Origin of the sequence: Curtobacterium guangdongense (assembly GCF_049341845.1) — a bacterium.
GTDB lineage: Bacteria > Actinomycetota > Actinomycetes > Actinomycetales > Microbacteriaceae > Curtobacterium > Curtobacterium guangdongense.
On sequence record NZ_JBMPIT010000009.1, the window covers coordinates 66,770 to 82,559 of the forward strand.

Consider the following 15,790-nt stretch of genomic DNA (forward strand, 5'->3'; position numbering starts at 1 on the left):
TCGGGTCATGCGTCGAGCTGGTCTGTGGTTGGAAGGGGAAGCCGCGGGGAGGCGGAGGGACGACCTGCTGGCGATCACTCAGCGCCAGTGCCTCCCCGCGGCAGTCTGTGGACCCGTGGGTCACGGGTGTCGGGTGTGGGCGTTCTGTGCGGTGCGGATGACGGCTTCGGCAGCAGCACGGTCGGCCCACCCGTTGGTGGTGACGTGCTTGCCGTGCTCGATCTCCTTGTAGTGGGCGAAGAAGTGCTCGATCTCCGCCAGCGTGTGTTCCGGCACATCGGTGATGTCCCGCAGCTGCGCGAAGCGGTCGTCGCCAGCGGGAACGGTGAGGATCTTGTCGTCGCCGCCGTTGTCGTCGACCATGCGCAGCATCCCGACCGGCCGGACCGTGATGACGACGCCGGGGAACGTGGGACGGGGCAGGAGCACCAGGGCGTCGAGGGGGTCGCCGTCATCGCCGAGGGTGTTGTCGATGGAGCCGTAGTCCTGGGGGAACACCATGCTGGTGAACACCGCCCGGTCGAGCCGGATCCGGCCGGTGGTGTGGTCGACCTCGTACTTGTTGCCGCTGCCGCGGGGAATCTCGATCGTGACGTCGAACAGCATGGGTACCTCCGGTGCTGGAGCGGGTGTGTGGTCAGTGAGTGGGGTGGTCACAGGGTGCCGCCGAGGAGGATGCCGGCGGTCGCGGCGGCGACGGAGACGACGAGCATTCCGAGACCGTTGATCGCGGCGGCGGTGATCCGTCCGCTGCGGGCGAGGCGGACGGTTTCGAAGCTGGCGGTGCTGAACGTGGTGTAGCCGCCCATCACCCCGGTGCCGAGGACCGCGACCGGCACCGCGCCGAGGTGCGTGGCGGCGCCGACGATGATCCCCAGCAGCAGCGACCCGGTGATGTTGATCGTCAGCGTGCCGACGGGGAGCCGGAACTCCCGGCCGGTGTTGATCAGCCCGTCGAGGAGGAACCGACCGGCAGCGCCGGCACCGCCACCGAGGGCGACGACGACGATGAGGGCGGCGTTCATGCTTCCTCCGTTCGGGGACGGAACCAGCCGGCGACGACGAGACCGCAGGCGGTCGCGATCGCGCCGGATAGGACAGTGAGGAGCGCGTAGCCGGTGCCAGCGAGGCCGTGGCCGTCGAGGAACAGGGCGGCGGTGGACTCGGCGAGGGTGCTGTAGGTGGTGAACCCGCCGAGGACCCCTGTCCCGAGGAGCAGCCGCAGCACCCTCCGGCGACCGGCATCGGGCCCACGGTGCGCGAGCGCTTCCAACAGCACACCGAGGGCCAGCGCCCCGGTGATGTTGATCCAGAAGATCGACCAACTCACCCCGCCATCGGCAGGGAGCACGCTACTGATGACGTCGCGGAGGGCAGTACCGCCGGCCCCACCGACGGCGACGAGGCCGACGTACCGCCACCGCAGATGCACCGGCCGCATGGTCGTTGCCGGGTCGGAGACGTCGACGTCCGGGTCGGGAGGGAGCTGGTCGTCGGGCATCGGGGTGTCCGTTCGGGTGGTCATGTTCCGCCTTCTGCCGCGACCAGCGCCGCGGCGTGCTGTGCTGCTACCGGATCCAGGAACGCCCCACCCCGCGGGACGAGAGCACCCGTCGGGGCGAGGTGGTACTGCACGGGTTGCCCGGTCGGCAGGTTGAGCTGCTCGAGCTCCGGGTCGGTGAGGTCGTCGATGCATGCGCAGAGTGCGCGGAGCGAGTTCCCGTGCGCGACGACGAGGACGCTCCGCCCTGACCGCACCATCGGCAGGAGCCGGTCGTGCAAGACGGGGCGGACCCGCTTGATGACGTCCGAGAGTGCCTCGGTGCGTCGGAGGGCGCCGTCGGGCAGGCCGCGCAGCGCGGAGCTCGACCGCAGTTCCTCCCACAGGTGCAGCGACATCGGTGGCGGTGTGCCGGTACGGGACCTGCGGAGCCGCACGTACTCGTCGTCACCGAGCATCCGACGGGCGTCGGTCTTCGTCATCCCGGTCAGGGCACCGTAGTTGCGTTCGTTGAGCTGCCACACCGCTTCCGTGGGCAGCTGTGTCCCGAGGGCGTCGCAGACCAGTTCGGCGGTGCGGACGGCACGGCGCAATGTGGAGGTGACCACGACGTCCGGCGTGATGTGGTTCGACCGGAGGAGCTGTCCGGCTGCGGATGCTTGCCGTTCGCCGCGGTGCGTGAGCGGGACGTCGAGGAGCCCGGTGAAGGTGCCGGCTTCGTTCGCGGTGCTCTCCCCATGCCGCAGGAGCGTCAGCATGCCCGTCACGGGGCTTCCGACGGGAGGAGGACGGTGGCGCCGACCGGGTCGTGCGGGACGACCAGTATCGGCCGGTGCTGCTGATGCGTCAGGTGCGCGGCGACGGACCCGGTGAGCAGTTCCGCTATCCGGCGTCGGCCAGCCTGGGATCCGACGACGATCATCACCGCGTCACGTTCCTCAGCCACCGCAGCGAGTGCGTGACTCGGGTCCCCGACGCGGGAGACGAAGTCCACGTCGACCGATCGCGCCGCAGCAAGATCTCTGATGACCCGCATGTCTTCGTCGGGGAGCTGCTGCGGGTCGCTGTCCGCCGTGTCCGGGTCGATCGGTTCGATGATCTCCGACCCGTCCGCACGCACCCCCGCTGACAGCAGCGCCGGATCGACGACCACACACACCAGGCGGGCGCTGAAGCGTTCAGCGACGGCAGCCGCGACACCGACGACGTCGTGCCCCTGCCCGGACTGCACACCGACCACGACAACACCGGCAGTGCTCGACTCGACCATGACATCTCCCTACCTCAGGCGCACAGAAGCGCAACCAGCTGAGATAGGGACTGTTGTCGACGAGTGTCGAGGTTGGGTCCGGCAAGCCCCACTGCCGGGTCCGAAGACACCACCAGTATGCACCCACCACCCCATGCCCGCACCGACGATCTTCCGCACCTCGAGAACCGGTCCGCTTCGTGACGCGGGACGACAGGGAGAGAAGCTTGAAGGGCGACACTGAGCGGAGCTGCTCACACCGGACGGGTTACCAGCGTGGCCGTTCGCGCGCGAGGTTGGGAACGCCGAGCGTCCGGTTGACGACCGGCTATCGAGACGAGTCGTTGCGCTGCGTGCCTCGTGCCTGCAAGACCCCTTCCACGACCCAGCAGCCAACGCCGACCGCGATCAAGACGATGACGATCCACGCCAGTATCGGTTGGTCAGTCGCCGCGGTGCCAGCGAACAGGCCGGTGCCGAGCAGCACGAGGAACAGACCCACTCCGCGCACGAGTGCAGCTCGCACCTCCAAGCGGCCTGCGCCTTCTGGTCGGGGGAGGCCGAGGGAGTTGAATTCACGGCGCATGCCGCGCAGCATACGGCTCGCCCGTTACCGAAACACCCGTGGCCGCCGGGACCGATCCCCGGCCGAGACCGGTCCTGCCCCTGCTGTCCGGTTCGGCGGCCCACGCGTCATCGTTATGGGTTCGACGCTAGCGGCCGCACCGGCCCGCATCATCCGTCGAGGTGGCGGCGTGCTGACCGTTCGACGAGGACGGGCACGAAGTTGCGGATCTTCGCGTCAGCGAGCTCGGCGATGCCCTGGTCGACTGCGGCGTCAACGTTGCTGGCTGCCCGGTCCGGGTACTCGCGCCGCAACCGTGCTCGCAGTTCCTCGAGCTGCCGTGTCTCGTCGGGGGAGGGATCAACCACGCCGCAAGCGTACGCAGCGCCGCCGGCCGGTCAGAGCACAGCGTCGTCAAGCGTGGTCAACTCCCGCCACTCTGCGCGTCCGCCCGCGTTGATCGTTCGGGGCGCCGGCGCCCGGTCCGCGGCCATCAACGGACCCAGTGCCAGGCCGGTCAGGGCGGCGATGTGTTCCACCGGGATCTGAAAGGTGCGGAACGGTCCAAGCGGGGGGACGTCGGTCGCGGTCAGGGTTCCCAGGTCGATCCGGTCGAGGGAGGGAGTCTGGTCGAGGACGAACCCGGCGGATGCGAGTTGGTGGTCGTCACCGGTGACCCACGCGGCGATCTTCCAGAACAGCCGCGGGATCCGCACGCCCCGATACAGCGGATCGTCGTCGGCGAACACCGGTCCGGTGAACACCGAGAGCCGGAGCGCGTTGACGCGGGCGTAGTCGAGGACGTGGTCCTCGACGCCGGCCCAGAGGTTCTCGCCCTGGTTGAACGCAGCTGCCTGCGGGGCGGCGTTGGTGTAGACGAACGTGTCCTCGTTCGCCCGGGCGGCGTCGGGACCCCACACCGGGTCGCGGCGGCGGACGAGGTGGCCGCGGTCGAGGTCGTTGCGGGCGTACAGGTCGGGTCCGGCCTGGTCGGCTGCCGGCACCCGGGCGTCAAGATGCCATTCGTCGGAGCGGCCCAGGTCGACCAGTGCGGCGCCGTCGATGTTCACGGCGGTGGCGGCGGCGAGTTTCCGGGCGGGTTCAAACAGCACGGTGAAGTGCGTGTACGGCAGCACCATCGTCGGCCGTGTGGTGGGCAGGGTCGGGAGCGGGAGGGTGGTGCTCAGGAAGTCGACGCTGTAGCCGTTCATCCGCTCGTTCTACCAACCCCAATTGACGTGCCGATGATCTCCCGGGCCGCAGGTGCCTGTTCACGGGTGGTCGCTACGGTGAGGCGTGGTCGATCGCACCTACCAGCCGCTGTTCTGGACACTCGCGCAGCTCGGATCCCGCATCAAGGCCAAAGCACCGGCCGGCCTGACCCCCGGAAGCGAGCGTCTTCCGGCACCCACGACGGAACACGTTCCCACCCGGCACGGATCCGTGCGGGTCCTCGTGCAGCGCCCGGCGTCAGGGCCGACGGGCGCTCCGGTCGTGATGCACATGCACGGGGGCGGGTTCGTGAACCGGCACCCGGCGCAGGATCTGCACATCGCCCGACACCTCGCCGTCGAGTCCGGTGTGACCGTAGTCCTGCCCGACTACGACACGGCACCCCGGGTGCAGTACCCGGTCGCCGAGGAGCAGATGCTCGACGTCGCCCGATGGGTACAGACCGTCGGTGATCATGGCTGGGACGGTGCTGCCCTCGCCTTGTCCGGGGTCAGCGCGGGAGCGAAGCTCGCCATCAACGTCTGCCAGCAACTCCACGCCGCCGGCCTGCCCGGACCGCGGGCGATTGCGCTCGTCGTGCCGGTCGTCGACGTCACCCGCACAGACCGCACCTCGAGCATCCGACGCCCGGCGATCAGCCCGCTCGTGCAGCGGTTCGTCGGGTGGGCGTACTTCCCCAACGTCGCAAGGCGTCGCGAATCGCTCGCATCGCCGGTGTTCGACGACAACCTGGCGGGGGTGCTGCCGCCGACGCTGATCCTCACCGGCTCGAACGACACCCTCGCACCAGAAGGCGCAGCACTCGCTGCCACGCTTCGTACCGCGGGCACCCATGTTGAACGCCACGAGTATCCCGGCGCTGATCACGACTTCATCGCCGGACGCGACCGAGCCGTCATCAGTGACGCGCTCGACCGGATGGCGACGTTCCTGGCGTTGCGGGGGTTGCCTCGGTAAACGATCGGCTATCGAGACACCGAATGGCCGTCGCATTGCGCGACGCGAACGCCTGTGGTCCTGCTAAGCGGTCTCGCCGGGTCCGGACGGGTCGTCAGTATCGACCGGGATCTCAACCTGCACGAAGGCCGCGTGGAGCTGTTCGATTTCGCCTGCCTCGACGACGACGAAGTCAGCGCCTTCGATTGGGACGGCTTTGTCGCTGCCGTCGGGTCGGTACCGTGGCTGGGTGAGAACGATGGCCCGATGCGGGTGGGGGTCGGGGTCGTTGTCGAACTCGTAGAGCGTGCCGCTCACCCATCCACCTGACTTCAGCACCAGGGCTACGTCTACCACTGCGTCTTCCGGCGCATCGTTAAAGAGTCGGGCCCAGGCTGAGGTATTTCGGGGGATCGCGGAGTTCCAGATGAAGCTGAGTCCGTGTTGGTCCGCCCACTGTGAACCGAGGAAGTAGCCGAGCAGCGTCGCGATCGCCGCTGCACCGACCGCGATGAAGATCGAGGGCGCCACGTTGCTCTGCGCCCAGCTGAGGTCCCCGGTGACGACCTCGTGAAGTCGGTCGCGAAGCTGCACCCACCAGATGGACACAGCCGCGATGGCGATCGCGACGATCGCGTCACAGATGGCGCTGATGAAGACCAACGTCGCAGTCTCACGAAGCGCGGACCGCTTCACCGCGGGCTGGTGCCCTTCGCGGGCGAAGATGAACGCGACCCCCGGGAAGAGGGCGAAGACGTAGAAGACAACCCCCAGCGCACTTGTAGGCATCGGACCCCTCTCGCGGTCATAATGCTACGAGGAGGCGCAGCATGGCGAAGAGCAGCAAGAGCAGCGGCGGTTCGTCGCGCAGTGCAGTCACGGGCAAGTTCGTGACGGCGAAGTACGCGAAGTCGCACGTCGCCACGTCTCGAGTGACCGAGCGCGGCATGCAGGCCGCGCACGTGCAGTTCCGTCCCTCGGTTCGCCCGTCCAGCTCGCGGATCCAGCCGCCGACGAACTCGCAGCCTGACTCGTGACCGACAACAAGTCGCGGGAGCCCGGCGGCCAGTTTGGCATCCAGCCCGCGAACGTGCAGCGACCGCCGGCCGTGCGGCCTCCGAACTCGCAGATTCAGCCACCGAAGCCGAAGCCGTCGCAGCAGTAGACACAGGCCTCAGAGTCGCCCGTACAGAGCACTGGCGGGAACCCGGTTCCCCGGAATCCCGCCAGTGAGTCACCGCATTGCGGCGCTTGCTACTTGCTCTTCTTGTGCGAGGTCTGCGTGGTGCTGGGATGCGACTTCGCGTACTTCGAGGTCACGAACTTGCCAGTGATCGAGCTACGCGACGAACCGCTGCTGCTCTTGCCGGACTTGGCCATGACTCCGCGCTCCTTCCTGCCGCGAGCGAGCGGACGGTCCACCCTCTTCGACAGCTCCATCATCCTGCCAAAGACCTGCATGTAGTGGTTCTACACGCCGCCCGGCACTACATGTAGTAGTTGAATCTATAGTTGAGGGCTCCGTCGTTCGACGAGGACGTTGTCGCGCCACTGTCCGGCCCATGGCCCGAAGGTCATGAGGCCGATGCGTTCTCGTGTGCCAAGTTCTCGGAACCCGTGGTGGGTGTGGAGGGCTCGGGAGGCGGTGTTCTCGGGGAAGATCCCGGACTGGATCGTCCAGATGCCGGCTGCCTCCGTCGACGCGATCATGGCGTCAAGGAGCAGATGTCCGATGCCACGGCCACGGGCTGCGGCGGCGACATACACGGAGTGCTCGACGACGCCCCGGTACACCGGCCGGGCGGACGTCGGGGAGACCGCCACCCAGCCGAGGACCACGTCGCCGCCTAGGGCGACGAACCGGTGATCGGGCAGCTTCCCGCCGTTGAACGCCTCCCAGGTCGGCGGTTCCGCCTCGAACGTCGCGTTCCCGGTTGCGATGCCTTCCCGGTAGATCGCCTCGACGGCTGGCCAGTCGCCGGCGGTCATCGGCCGGACCGCGACCGAGGGGTCCGTCATGGGTGCAGCAGCTCCTCTTGGATGCGGGTGGCGACGGCGTTGCGCATGGGGCGGACGTCGTCGGGGGACCAGGAGTCCGGGTCCGGGAACGACCACTGCAACACCTTCCCGCGAGGCATCGCGGGAAGGTCCAGCCCGGGCTTCATCAGCACGACGACGTCGGCTGCATCGAGCAGCCCTGGCGTGACCTTCCGCGGGATGCGGCTGCTGATGTCGAGGCCGAGTTCGGCGACGGTCGCGGCGATCGACGGGTTCACCTCGCCGGCGGGCGCGATGCCGGCGGAGGTGGCGGTGTAGCGGTCGTCGGCGGCGAGTTCGAGGAGGGCGGCGCCGAGTTGAGAGCGGCCCGCGTTGTGCTTGCAGATGAACAGCACGGTGGGCTTGTCGGTCATGCGGGGTCCGGTTCAGTTCGTGCAGCAGGAGCTGCTGGCGGGCGGAGCGGCCGGTGCGGGCGCGGCGCAGCAGGACGAGTCACTGGTGGCCTGGTCCGTGGCTGCCGGGACGTCGCAGGAGGATGAGCCGCCGACGCCGGTGGTGCACACGCCGGTCTCGGGCAGGACGAGCTGCACGTCGCGGGCGGCCTGGTGGTCCCCGGCGAGTTCCGCGGCGATGGATCGGACCTGCTCGTAGCCGGTGAGGAGCAGGAATGTGGGGGCGCGGCCGTATGACTTCATGCCGGCGATGAAGAAGTTCGGCTCCGGGTGCGCCAGCTCCGCGACACCGTGCGGGGGCACGGAGCCGCAGGAGTGCAGGTTCGGGTCGATCAGCGGTGCGAGCGCCCGGGGTGCTTCGACGATGTCGTCCAGGGCCAGGCGGATCTCGCGGAGCATGTCGAGGTCGGGGCGGAACCCGGTCGCGTTCACGACGACGTCGACCGTCACCGCGAACATTTCACCGGCACGGCGGCCGACGACGGTGACCTGGTCCCCGTCGGAGCGGACGTCGTCGATTTCGAACGATGCGAGCTGCTCGACCTGGCCGGACTCGACGAGGCCGTGGACGTTCGAGCCGAGTTGCCCGCGGGCGGCGAGCCCGTCCGCGGCGTCCGCGCTGAGGCGGGCGGTGCCGACGTTCCGGATTGCCCAGAGCAGGGCTGTGCCGGGTTCGTCTTTCGCGAGGGCGGCGAGCTTGATGAGCGTGTTCGCGGCCGAGTGGCCGGCACCGACGACGAGGACCCGCTTCCCGGCGAACCTCGCCCGGTTCGCGCCGAGCACGTCCGGGAGGGCGTGCACGACGCGGTCGCCGAGGTCTACGGCGGGTGCGAGGCCGGCAGCGGTGAGGGGGTTCGGGGACGTGTACGTGCCGGAGGTGTCGATGACGGCGCGGGCGGTGACGTCCTCGACGCCGTCCGTGGTGTGGAGGCGAAGGAGGAACGGGGTGTCGGCGCGGCCGGTGGAGCGGGTGCGGTCCATGCCCTGCCGGGACACGGCGTCGACGCGGACGCCGTACCGGATCACGGGTGCCAGCTCGGGTGTCTGCGCGAGCGGGTCGAGGTACTGGGCGACGAGGTCGTGGCCGGTCGGCAGCGACGACCGGCGGGGTTCGTTCCAGCCGGTGGGTTCGAGGAGCCGGCGGGCGGCGTCGTCGATGACGTACCGCCACGGGGAGAACAGCCGCGTGTGCCCCCACGCTCGGACAGATGTACCGACGTGGTCGCCGGCTTCGTAGACGACGACGGGGAGGCCCTGCTCGAGGAGGTGCGCGGCCGCGGCGAGTCCGACGGGGCCGGCGCCAATGACGGCGACGGGTAGCCCGGCCAGGCGGTCCGCGTCGGCCCGGGGCAGGACGGTGAGGGTGAGGGTCATGGTCGTGGTCCTTCCGGTGGTTAGGCGGATGCTTCGGTGGGCAGCAGCTCGGCCAGGAGCGCCTGCACGCGGGTCTTGATCTCGTCGCGGATCGGGCGGACGTCCTCGATGCCCTTCCCGGCGGGGTCGGTGAGGTCCCAGTCCTCGTACCGCTTGCCGGGGAAGATCGGGCACGCATCGCCGCAGCCCATCGTGATCACCGCGTCGGATTCGCGGACGGCGTCGGTGGTGAGGACCTTCGGCTGGTTCCCGGCGATGTCGATGCCGTCTTCCGCCATCGCTTCGATTGCGACTGGGTTGATCTGGTCCTTCGGGGCGCTGCCGGCGGAGAGAACCTGCACGCGGTCGCCGCCGAGGGCCTGGGCGTAGCCGGCGGCCATCTGCGAGCGGCCAGCGTTGTGGACGCAGACGAACAGGATCGTGGGGGTCGTGGTCATGGCGGTGCTTTCGGTTCGGGTGGTCATCGGATGAGGGTGAGCCAGCCGGCGAGGGCTGTCAGGGTGACGGCGAGGACGGGGACGGTCAGGACGATGCCTGTGCGGAAGTACTGCCCCCACCCGATGTGGATGCCCTTCCGGTCGAGCACGTGCAACCACAGCAGCGTCGCCAGCGACCCGATCGGGGTGATCTTCGGGCCGAGGTCGGAGCCGATGACGTTGGCGTAGACCATCACCTCGTGCGTCAACCCGGTCGCGCCGGCACCGCCGATCGCGAGGGCGGCAATCAGCACCGTCGGCATGTTGTTCATCAGCGACGCCAGGATCGCGATGACGAACCCGACCCCGAGCGCGGTGACGAGGACCCCGTGGTCCCCGAATACGTCGAACAGCTTCGCGAGGTAGTCGGTGAGGCCCTGGTTCTGCAGCCCGTAGACGACGAGGTACATGCCGATCGAGAACAGCACGATCTGCCACGGCGCATCCCGGATCGTCTTCCACACCGGAATCACCCGCCCCGACCCGCCAACGGTGCCATCACTGCCGCCGGTGACGGTGGTGGTGCCGCCGGTCGTGACGAGGACCGGGGACGCAGCCTGACGGGCGAAGAGGAACGCGGGTTGGCGGGCGGCGACGAGGACGATCACGACCGCACCGACACCAGCGACCGCGGCGAGGGGGACGCCGAGCGGGTCGGCGGCGAAGTAGCCGACCAGCAGCACCCCGAGGACCACCCATCCGGCGCGGAACGTCGCCCGGTCCTTCACCGCGGCAGCGGGACGGGTGAGGGCGAGAACGTCGTACCGCTTCGGTATCGACCGGCCGAAGTACGCCAGCAGCATCCCGAGGGACGCCAGCACGGACACGATGCCGACGGGCACCATGACGGCGGCGTACTCGGCGAACCCGAGGCCGAAGTAGTCGGCGGAGACGATGTTGACCAGGTTCGACACCACCAGCGGCAGGCTGCCGGTGTCGGCGATGAACCCGGTGGCGAGGATGAACCCCAGCGCCGCCTTCGCCGGCATGTTCAACGCGCGGAGCATCCCGACCACGATCGGGGTGAGGATCAGCGCGGCCCCGTCGTTGGCGAACACGGCCGCGATGACCGCGCCGAGGCCGACGATCAGCACGAACAGCAGCCGACCGTTCCCGCGACCCCACCGGGCCACGTGGAGGGCTGCCCACTCGAAGAACCCGGCCTCGTCGAGGATCAACGAGATCAGCACCACGGCGACGAACGTCAGCGTCGCGTTCCACACGATCCCGATCACCGTCGGCACGTCCCCGAGCCCAACCACCGTGGTCGCGAGGGCGATGACCGCGCCGATGAGTGCGGTGTAGCCGATCGGGAAGCCCTTGGGCTGCCAGATCACCACCACGAGCGTCGCGACGAAGATCGCCGCAGCGACCACAGCCAGCACCATCAGGCGCTCACCTCGGCCTGGTTCGCCGCCGCGGCGGCGCGCTCCCAGCCCTGCGCAGCGACCTGCACGGCATCCCACGGGGACCCGAGCGGCGGCGTGTAGCTGAGGTCCAAGTCGATGACGTCGTCGACCGAGAGGCCGACGTGGAGGGCGGTGGCGTACGTGTCGATGCGCTTACTGATCTCCGCCGTGCGCTGCCCCACAATCTGCGCGCCGAGGAGCTTGCCGGACGGCTGGTCGGCGGTGACACTGATCGTCAGCGGCACCGCGCCCGGGTAGTACCGCTTGTGGTCATCCGCCACCGTCACCCGGGTCAGCGGCGACACGTCGAGCGCAGCGGTCTCGTGGTGGCGGAGGCCCGTGCGGGCGGCGACGAGGTCGAACACCTTCACCACCTGCGTCCCCACCGAACCGGCGAAGGTCCGGGACCCGCCGAGCATGTTCTCCCCGGCGACGCGGCCCTGCTTGTGCGCGGTCGTGCCGAGCGGCAGCCACGTCGTCCCGAGGAGCCGGTGATGCGTCACGACGCAGTCGCCCGCAGCCCAGACATGCGGCACCCCGGTGCGCATCTGCTCGTCGACGACGATCGCGCCCGCTTGCCCGAGCTGCGCCCCGGCCGCGACGGCGAGATCCGTCACCGGCCGCACGCCGACGCAGACCACCACGAGCGCGAACGTCCCCTCCGCATCCCCGGCAGCCGTCGTCGTCGCCACCCGCCACTGGCCAGCTCCGGCCGCGATGATGCCGGTGACGGTCGCCCCGGTCAGCACGGTTGCGCCGTGTCGGCGGACTTCCGCGGTGACGAGGGACCCGAGTTCCGGGTCGAGGGTGGAGAGCACTTCCGGGCCGCGCTGGATCAGCGTCGTGTCGAACCCGCGAGCGACAAGCCCCTCGGTCATCTCGAGACCGATGTAGCCGGCGCCAACGACCGCGACGCGGCTCCCGGCAGGCAGGAGCTCCAGGGCAGCGACGACCTGCTCGGCGTCGGTCATCGAGTGCAGCAGGTGGATGCCGGGCGCACCAAACGGGATCCCGGCCGGGCGGACCGGCGCAGCGCCGGTCCCGATCAGCAGCTCGTCGTACCCGATCTGCTCCTCACCTGCCGGGCCGGTGACAGTCAGCAGTCGGCGGTCGACGTCGACGGCGGAAGCCCATGTGGAGGAGCGGACGGTCATGCCGGCGGCTTCGAGGTCCGCGCGGGTGCGGTGCGCGAGGGAGGATTCGGTGGCGACGTCGCCGGAGACCCAGTAGGGGATGCCGCAGATGGAGAAGTTCGGGAACTCGTCGGCGAGGACCACCGTCACATCGGTCGACGGGTCCAGCTCACGGGCGCGCAGCGCCGCGGCGATACCGGCGTCACTACCGCCAACGGCAACAAGGTGAGTCATCGGGTCGGTCCTTCACAGATCGATCGGAGGTCAAGCAGGAACATCGAAACACGTCGATATCGATGAGCGCAAATATAGACCTGCGTCGAAGGGCGTGGGATGATGGTGCGATGACGACGATCGAGCTGCTCCCCATCCAGGACGTCACCGCATGCTGCTCGCCCGTCACGACCGAAGCGATGACGCAGGAGTCCGCCGAGGTCCTGGCGAAGTCACTGAAGGCAATCGCGGACCCGGCGCGCTTGCGGCTGATCTCGATGGTCGCTGCGCACGAGGGCGCGGAAGCGTGCGTCTGCGACCTGCAGGAACCGCTCGGGCTCTCCCAGCCGACCGTGTCGCACCACCTCAAGGTGCTCGTCGACGCCGGCATCCTGCACCGCGAGAAGCGCGGCACCTGGGCATACTTCTCCCTCGTCCCCGGCGCGCTCGATTCGGTCGCGGCGCTGCTCACCTCACCCACCCGCTGATCACCGAACTCGCCTCGCGACGAAGCCTCCGCACGGTGAGGATGAGGACATGACCGACGAGCAAGAATCAAACCCAATGGCGGAGGCCCGTGCACAGATACGTTGGATGATGGAGGAGCAACGCAAGCAGCCGAAGGTGTTCACCGAGGTGAAGGACAGGGACCTCGTCACCTTGATGGACCGATTCGCTGGATCGCTCGAGTTCAATTCGATGCTCGTTGCTTCGCAGCTGATCGCGGAAGTCAGCCGACGACAACTCTGGGATGCCGTCATCGAGCGGCGCACCGCCATGCTTGCTCTGGGACATCCTGACGAGGACCGAGCGACGCTTCGAGATAGTGCGCAGCTGGAGTTGGACCACTTCCGGAACGAGCACTTCCCAGTTGACCCTGACATCTTCGGTGATGACAAAGCAAAAGCCGAGGCAGCTTGGAATGGCTACATCCAGTTCTGATCGAACGATCGAGCCCTGCGTCTATGGGAGCGGTTCGGCAGGCTGAGTCAGCAACCAGTGCGACGTCGTAGGAGGTTCGCGTGGCGATGGTAGTGCTCGAGGTTCGGTACCAATGGCCATCGCATCAGGTTGACCACTCTGCGGTCCGCCGTCACTTCAACGCTCCCCGCCTTACCGCCGCCGGCGAGGAGAACGGGCCAGTCACGTTGCGGTTCCAACCCGATGCGACCCGACCAGCCACTCTGGCGTGGGTCCTCGGGGACCGAACCACGTGGACGATCGAGCCACCCGGCGAGACGCTGCCGGGGCCCGAGGAAGCATGGAACGACTGGCAGAAGCAGGCGGACATGGCACTGTGGATGTTCCGCAGCGACCTCGCGAGCGGAGCTAAATGTCACTCGGTTGTCGACGCCCTACTCATCGGTGAGGTCCAGTTCTACGCAGCGGACGGAAACACCGTCATGCGGTACCCCCATGAACCAATGCCGAAGGAGACCCCGCAACCTGACGGCTACGTCGCAAGTGAGATGGGAAAGGCGTGGGCTGACAACTGGGAGTTCGCTTTCGAGCTCTTAGACGGCGATGATGATGATTGCGTTGGACTGATTTGGCAAGCAGATGAGCGCCGATGGCTGAAGGCTGGCACCTACGAACCGGTCGACAAAGACGAATACCCTGAGCTGATCCGCTTTGCCGAGCAGGATCTCCTGCGCATCCGCCGCGCTGAACAGATCGCGGATGAGTGGTACGCGGCGTACCTACTGGTCCTCATCAACCTGTTCCCTGACGGAGTCAGCATCGAGCATCGACGACGGGCAGTTCGGCACGACGACCTGAGCGCCGGCTGGCATAGCACCGAGTAGGGATCCACCACTCCGCGCGGACACCGACGGCGCGGAGTGGTTACGACGATGCCCTGTTGTCACTGGGAACTGAGGTGGACCGACGGGACTGCCAATCAACGTGTCCAAGTCCGTATTTCAGACACGTTGCGTGGCAGTTGGACAATTTAGCTGGCGGACGACCCCATCCGCGTGGGGAGAAACCTCCCCCGTTCACGAGAACATAACCCAAGATGCCACCGCGATGGTCTCTACCAGTTCGGTGAAGACCGCCTATCGCGAATTAGTTGCACTACCGAGAACGCCCTCGCGGCGGCCTGAAGTCGGAATCGCGGCCGTTAAAACCGAAATGGTCCGGAAGGCCCGCGACGACCTGTTGCCCTAGGACCTGGGGCTGACCGATGGACACGAAAGTCTGGAATCGGACACTTTCGCTTGGAACCCACAACGGCTCACGGCTCACGGCTCACGGCTCACGGCTCACGGCTCACGGCTCACGGCTCACGGCTCACGAGAACATCCCGCAAATTGTCACCGTGATGGTGGTGTGGTCTGGTGTGCCATCGGACTGGTCCCAGAAGGTCACAAAGACGAGACGATGTCAGCCATCAGGAGCTCATCGCGAAGACCGTCCAACTCACCCCGGCTCTGACCGGCCCGGTGCCGCACCTCGTCGAGGATCGACGCAACATCCTGAACCGTGAGAGCTTCCACGTGTCTCGTCCCTAATCGACGGAACAAGGGGGACTTCTCTAGCCCGGCCGGCGACGAGATGGCGGCAACTAAGCAAACATGACCGTACTGCCCAGCATTGACCATCAGCTCTTCCCGCGGCATGATGTGGGCGCACCACCTGACGAAGGCACATGCGGGGCACAATTGGGCCTGCCGGATCACAGGAATCCAAATGATGTCAGCGGAAGAAGTCGACACCCGAAGGCCGTCCCCAGGGTCTGCAAGCACATCACCGACACGCAGGGCCGTCAGGCTCGCGTATGTCAATCCTCCGACCGCTCCGATGAGAAGCAACGCTCGGGCGCGGTCCCTATCTGCTTCCTCGAGAGAGACTTCGATAGCTTCCAGCAAACTCTCAAGCGCGTTCACCGCCGGGAAGGACTGGCACTTCGCGCGATCTTGATATTTGATGAAGTTCGTTAGAACGGTGGGCACCGGTGAAGCGGATCTAATCCGAGGAAGGTGTGCTTCCACGTGAATTGCGTCGATGAGATCAATCCAACTCTTGAGCCGGCCAGCCGAATGAGCAAGTGCGCCTGAGTCATCGATCTCGCGGGACCGATCGAGTAAATAACTTGCCACTACCAGGCCCGAAGCAGGCAAAGAGCTGATCGCGCGCCGTGCACACCACGCCTCAAAATCCGCCCAGGGGTCTGGCGTACGTCGACGTCGAGGCTCGGGGTCGAGAGCGAAGCTCCTGGGTGCTCCATTGAACGGCACAGACGCCGGCGC

22 protein-coding genes are annotated in these 15,790 nt (G+C 67.7%); 5 read left to right on the forward strand and 17 right to left on the reverse strand.

Annotation, left to right across the window (positions count from 1 at the left end):
- Positions 1-120: 120 nt before the first annotated feature.
- The 8 genes from ACO0E1_RS15065 to ACO0E1_RS15100 form a co-directional block, all read right to left on the reverse strand.
- Positions 121-606: an inorganic diphosphatase gene (locus ACO0E1_RS15065; protein ID WP_422874933.1), complete on the reverse strand. Its 486-nt coding sequence runs from the start codon at positions 604-606 to the stop codon at positions 121-123.
- A 47-nt stretch (positions 607-653) separates the two neighbouring features.
- Positions 654-1,025, reverse strand: a complete 372-nt coding sequence (locus ACO0E1_RS15070) for a fluoride efflux transporter FluC (RefSeq protein WP_002854166.1) — start codon at positions 1,023-1,025, stop codon at positions 654-656.
- Entirely contained in the window at positions 1,022-1,525 is a 504-nt protein-coding gene (locus ACO0E1_RS15075) for a fluoride efflux transporter FluC (RefSeq protein ID WP_002854165.1), read from the reverse strand. The genes ACO0E1_RS15070 and ACO0E1_RS15075 overlap by 4 nt, the downstream gene beginning before the upstream one ends.
- Entirely contained in the window at positions 1,522-2,259 is a 738-nt protein-coding gene (locus ACO0E1_RS15080) for a 2,3-bisphosphoglycerate-dependent phosphoglycerate mutase (protein ID WP_063718739.1), read from the reverse strand. Before ACO0E1_RS15080 ends, ACO0E1_RS15075 begins: the two co-directional genes overlap by 4 nt.
- A 5-nt stretch (positions 2,260-2,264) precedes the next feature.
- Complete coding sequence (locus tag ACO0E1_RS15085) at positions 2,265-2,771, reverse strand: universal stress protein (RefSeq protein WP_076693227.1); 507 nt, start codon at positions 2,769-2,771, stop codon at positions 2,265-2,267.
- A 307-nt stretch (positions 2,772-3,078) separates the two neighbouring features.
- The gene (locus ACO0E1_RS15090; RefSeq protein WP_422874934.1) at positions 3,079-3,336 is read right to left on the reverse strand and encodes a hypothetical protein; all 258 of its coding nucleotides are present in this window, start codon (positions 3,334-3,336) and stop codon (positions 3,079-3,081) included.
- 149 nt (positions 3,337-3,485) lie between these two features.
- Positions 3,486-3,683 carry a three-helix bundle dimerization domain-containing protein gene (locus tag ACO0E1_RS15095; RefSeq protein ID WP_153001728.1) on the reverse strand — a complete coding sequence of 66 codons (198 nt, stop codon included), beginning with the start codon at positions 3,681-3,683 and terminating at the stop codon, positions 3,486-3,488.
- Positions 3,684-3,713: 30 nt separating this feature from the next.
- Positions 3,714-4,526 carry a DNA/RNA non-specific endonuclease gene (locus ACO0E1_RS15100; protein ID WP_058749369.1) on the reverse strand — a complete coding sequence of 271 codons (813 nt, stop codon included), beginning with the start codon at positions 4,524-4,526 and terminating at the stop codon, positions 3,714-3,716.
- A gap of 85 nt (positions 4,527-4,611) precedes the next feature.
- On the opposite strand from ACO0E1_RS15100, the gene ACO0E1_RS15105 reads away from it, so the two are divergent.
- Positions 4,612-5,505, forward strand: coding sequence for an alpha/beta hydrolase (locus ACO0E1_RS15105; protein ID WP_153001729.1), 894 nt, complete (start codon positions 4,612-4,614; stop codon positions 5,503-5,505).
- Between the two features lie 63 nt (positions 5,506-5,568).
- Here ACO0E1_RS15105 and ACO0E1_RS15110 read toward each other — a convergent pair whose 3' ends face one another.
- Positions 5,569-6,273 carry a DUF6338 family protein gene (locus ACO0E1_RS15110; RefSeq protein ID WP_058749371.1) on the reverse strand — a complete coding sequence of 235 codons (705 nt, stop codon included), beginning with the start codon at positions 6,271-6,273 and terminating at the stop codon, positions 5,569-5,571.
- Positions 6,274-6,314: 41 nt separating this feature from the next.
- Here ACO0E1_RS15110 and ACO0E1_RS15115 point away from each other — a divergent pair, with 41 nt between their 5' ends.
- Complete coding sequence (locus tag ACO0E1_RS15115) at positions 6,315-6,521, forward strand: hypothetical protein (RefSeq protein ID WP_058749372.1); 207 nt, start codon at positions 6,315-6,317, stop codon at positions 6,519-6,521.
- A gap of 217 nt (positions 6,522-6,738) precedes the next feature.
- On the opposite strand, the gene ACO0E1_RS15120 is transcribed toward ACO0E1_RS15115, so the two are convergent.
- The 7 genes from ACO0E1_RS15120 to ACO0E1_RS15150 are packed head-to-tail and all read right to left on the reverse strand — an operon-like array spanning position 6,739 to position 12,560.
- Positions 6,739-6,945 (reverse strand): hypothetical protein, encoded by a 207-nt coding sequence (locus ACO0E1_RS15120; RefSeq protein ID WP_422874935.1) that lies wholly within the window; start codon positions 6,943-6,945, stop codon positions 6,739-6,741.
- 45 nt (positions 6,946-6,990) lie between these two features.
- Positions 6,991-7,503, reverse strand: coding sequence for a GNAT family N-acetyltransferase (locus ACO0E1_RS15125; RefSeq protein WP_422874936.1), 513 nt, complete (start codon positions 7,501-7,503; stop codon positions 6,991-6,993).
- The gene (locus tag ACO0E1_RS15130) at positions 7,500-7,895 is read right to left on the reverse strand and encodes an arsenate-mycothiol transferase ArsC (protein ID WP_368003040.1); all 396 of its coding nucleotides are present in this window, start codon (positions 7,893-7,895) and stop codon (positions 7,500-7,502) included. Before ACO0E1_RS15130 ends, ACO0E1_RS15125 begins: the two co-directional genes overlap by 4 nt.
- A gap of 12 nt (positions 7,896-7,907) precedes the next feature.
- Positions 7,908-9,308 carry an FAD-dependent oxidoreductase gene (locus ACO0E1_RS15135; RefSeq protein ID WP_422874937.1) on the reverse strand — a complete coding sequence of 467 codons (1,401 nt, stop codon included), beginning with the start codon at positions 9,306-9,308 and terminating at the stop codon, positions 7,908-7,910.
- A gap of 20 nt (positions 9,309-9,328) precedes the next feature.
- Complete coding sequence (locus ACO0E1_RS15140; protein ID WP_058750793.1) at positions 9,329-9,745, reverse strand: arsenate reductase ArsC; 417 nt, start codon at positions 9,743-9,745, stop codon at positions 9,329-9,331.
- Between the two features lie 23 nt (positions 9,746-9,768).
- Positions 9,769-11,172, reverse strand: a complete 1,404-nt coding sequence (locus tag ACO0E1_RS15145; RefSeq protein WP_422874938.1) for an arsenic transporter — start codon at positions 11,170-11,172, stop codon at positions 9,769-9,771.
- A complete protein-coding gene (locus ACO0E1_RS15150) occupies positions 11,172-12,560 on the reverse strand; it encodes an FAD-dependent oxidoreductase (RefSeq protein ID WP_422874939.1) in 1,389 nt (462 codons plus the stop codon). Before ACO0E1_RS15150 ends, ACO0E1_RS15145 begins: the two co-directional genes overlap by 1 nt.
- Before the next feature lie 110 nt (positions 12,561-12,670).
- On the opposite strand from ACO0E1_RS15150, the gene ACO0E1_RS15155 reads away from it, so the two are divergent.
- From ACO0E1_RS15155 to ACO0E1_RS15165, 3 genes are all read left to right on the forward strand, one after another.
- Entirely contained in the window at positions 12,671-13,027 is a 357-nt protein-coding gene (locus tag ACO0E1_RS15155) for an ArsR/SmtB family transcription factor (protein WP_058742219.1), read from the forward strand.
- A gap of 49 nt (positions 13,028-13,076) precedes the next feature.
- Positions 13,077-13,481 carry a hypothetical protein gene (locus ACO0E1_RS15160; RefSeq protein WP_153001660.1) on the forward strand — a complete coding sequence of 135 codons (405 nt, stop codon included), beginning with the start codon at positions 13,077-13,079 and terminating at the stop codon, positions 13,479-13,481.
- 80 nt (positions 13,482-13,561) lie between these two features.
- A complete protein-coding gene (locus tag ACO0E1_RS15165; protein WP_368003034.1) occupies positions 13,562-14,344 on the forward strand; it encodes a hypothetical protein in 783 nt (260 codons plus the stop codon).
- 561 nt (positions 14,345-14,905) lie between these two features.
- Here the strand turns inward: ACO0E1_RS15165 and ACO0E1_RS15170 are convergent.
- Positions 14,906-15,493: a site-specific integrase gene (locus ACO0E1_RS15170; RefSeq protein ID WP_058748764.1), complete on the reverse strand. Its 588-nt coding sequence runs from the start codon at positions 15,491-15,493 to the stop codon at positions 14,906-14,908.
- Between the last annotated feature and the right edge of the window lie 297 nt (positions 15,494-15,790).

What these genes read in the sequence shown, in the direction of transcription:
- ACO0E1_RS15070 (WP_002854166.1), bottom strand. Translation starts at nt 1,025, where the DNA reads ATGAACGCCGCCCTCATCGTCGTCGTCGCCCTCGGTGGCGGTGCCGGC.
- ACO0E1_RS15135 (WP_422874937.1), bottom strand. Translation starts at nt 9,308, where the DNA reads ATGACCCTCACCCTCACCGTCCTGCCCCGGGCCGACGCGGACCGCCTG.
- ACO0E1_RS15090 (WP_422874934.1), bottom strand. Translation starts at nt 3,336, where the DNA reads ATGCGCCGTGAATTCAACTCCCTCGGCCTCCCCCGACCAGAAGGCGCA.
- ACO0E1_RS15120 (WP_422874935.1), bottom strand. Translation starts at nt 6,945, where the DNA reads ATGCAGGTCTTTGGCAGGATGATGGAGCTGTCGAAGAGGGTGGACCGT.
- ACO0E1_RS15065 (WP_422874933.1), bottom strand. Translation starts at nt 606, where the DNA reads ATGCTGTTCGACGTCACGATCGAGATTCCCCGCGGCAGCGGCAACAAG.
- ACO0E1_RS15115 (WP_058749372.1), top strand. Translation starts at nt 6,315, where the DNA reads ATGGCGAAGAGCAGCAAGAGCAGCGGCGGTTCGTCGCGCAGTGCAGTC.
- ACO0E1_RS15140 (WP_058750793.1), bottom strand. Translation starts at nt 9,745, where the DNA reads ATGACCACGACCCCCACGATCCTGTTCGTCTGCGTCCACAACGCTGGC.
- ACO0E1_RS15110 (WP_058749371.1), bottom strand. Translation starts at nt 6,273, where the DNA reads ATGCCTACAAGTGCGCTGGGGGTTGTCTTCTACGTCTTCGCCCTCTTC.
- ACO0E1_RS15160 (WP_153001660.1), top strand. Translation starts at nt 13,077, where the DNA reads ATGACCGACGAGCAAGAATCAAACCCAATGGCGGAGGCCCGTGCACAG.
- ACO0E1_RS15150 (WP_422874939.1), bottom strand. Translation starts at nt 12,560, where the DNA reads ATGACTCACCTTGTTGCCGTTGGCGGTAGTGACGCCGGTATCGCCGCG.
- ACO0E1_RS15145 (WP_422874938.1), bottom strand. Translation starts at nt 11,172, where the DNA reads ATGGTGCTGGCTGTGGTCGCTGCGGCGATCTTCGTCGCGACGCTCGTG.
- ACO0E1_RS15100 (WP_058749369.1), bottom strand. Translation starts at nt 4,526, where the DNA reads ATGAACGGCTACAGCGTCGACTTCCTGAGCACCACCCTCCCGCTCCCG.
- ACO0E1_RS15085 (WP_076693227.1), bottom strand. Translation starts at nt 2,771, where the DNA reads ATGGTCGAGTCGAGCACTGCCGGTGTTGTCGTGGTCGGTGTGCAGTCC.
- ACO0E1_RS15075 (WP_002854165.1), bottom strand. Translation starts at nt 1,525, where the DNA reads ATGACCACCCGAACGGACACCCCGATGCCCGACGACCAGCTCCCTCCC.
- ACO0E1_RS15080 (WP_063718739.1), bottom strand. Translation starts at nt 2,259, where the DNA reads ATGCTGACGCTCCTGCGGCATGGGGAGAGCACCGCGAACGAAGCCGGC.
- ACO0E1_RS15155 (WP_058742219.1), top strand. Translation starts at nt 12,671, where the DNA reads ATGACGACGATCGAGCTGCTCCCCATCCAGGACGTCACCGCATGCTGC.
- ACO0E1_RS15125 (WP_422874936.1), bottom strand. Translation starts at nt 7,503, where the DNA reads ATGACGGACCCCTCGGTCGCGGTCCGGCCGATGACCGCCGGCGACTGG.
- ACO0E1_RS15130 (WP_368003040.1), bottom strand. Translation starts at nt 7,895, where the DNA reads ATGACCGACAAGCCCACCGTGCTGTTCATCTGCAAGCACAACGCGGGC.